The sequence below is a fragment of the Cryobacterium sp. RTC2.1 genome (genome assembly GCF_035018685.1).
Taxonomy (GTDB): domain Bacteria; phylum Actinomycetota; class Actinomycetes; order Actinomycetales; family Microbacteriaceae; genus Cryobacterium; species Cryobacterium glucosi.
This window is the reverse complement of sequence record NZ_JASJXJ010000327.1, coordinates 1-842: the sequence shown is the minus strand read 5'-3', so window position 1 is coordinate 842 and position 842 is coordinate 1. Positions and strand designations below refer to the sequence as shown.

At 68.5% G+C, this 842-nt stretch carries 1 protein-coding gene; it reads left to right on the top strand.

The window, feature by feature from the left end; genetic code table 11:
• Nucleotides 1–173 precede the first annotated feature (173 nt).
• Nucleotides 174–767 (top strand): nitroreductase family protein, encoded by a 594-nt coding sequence (locus QN357_RS19120; RefSeq protein ID WP_322189080.1) that lies wholly within the window; start codon nucleotides 174–176, stop codon nucleotides 765–767.
• The last annotated feature ends 75 nt before the right edge of the window (nucleotides 768–842 follow it).

Sequence of the window (842 nt, the reverse complement as noted above, 5' to 3'; positions counted from 1 at the left end):
GAATCGTCGTTATCCCGCGCTGAGACCGACGATTCACCCGCTTTCGCGACACAAAGCGACACACGGCCGCGCAGTATGCGTGTGCATGGAATAACGACGCGGCGCGCGCGCGTTGAAGAGAGCGGGTCAACGTTGCCCCGGACACCCACACGCTCCAGACGAAAGACGGGCACATGACCCTCATCACCGACACCCTCAGCCGCGCCGCCGACACGACGTCGCCCCTTCTCCCCGCGCTCTCCGGACGATGGAGCCCGCGCGGCTTCGACCCGACCGCGGTCATCGCCGAGACGACTCTCACCACGCTTCTCGAGGCCGCCCGCTGGGCCCCGTCCGCGAGCAACATCCAGCCGGCCCGCTTCATCGTCGCGCGCCGCGGCACCGCGAGCTTCGCCAAGGTATACGAGGGCCTGATGGGCTTCAACAAGTCCTGGGCGGATGCCGCGTCCGTGCTCATCGTGAACATCGCGCATCTGCCGATCGACGAGACCCGCGAGAACCCGTGGGCCCGCTACGACCTCGGCCAGGCGGTCGCGCACCTCACCATCCAGGCCCAGGAAGAGGGGCTGTACACCCACCAGCTCGGCGGCATCGACGGCGCGGCGATCGCCGAGGCCTTCGGCCTCACGTCCGACCTCGCCGTCGTCTCGGTGACCGTCCTCGGTGTCCTCGGTGACGTCGACGCCCTCTCCCCCGAGCTCTACGCCCGTGAGATCGCGCCGCGCACCCGCAAGCCCCTCACCGAGCTCCTGCTCGCCAACGACTGACCCACCCCGCTTCCCCCGCGAGAGTACGAAAAAGGCCCCTTCACGCGAAGTGTGCTGTCTCGGGACGTCCCTGAC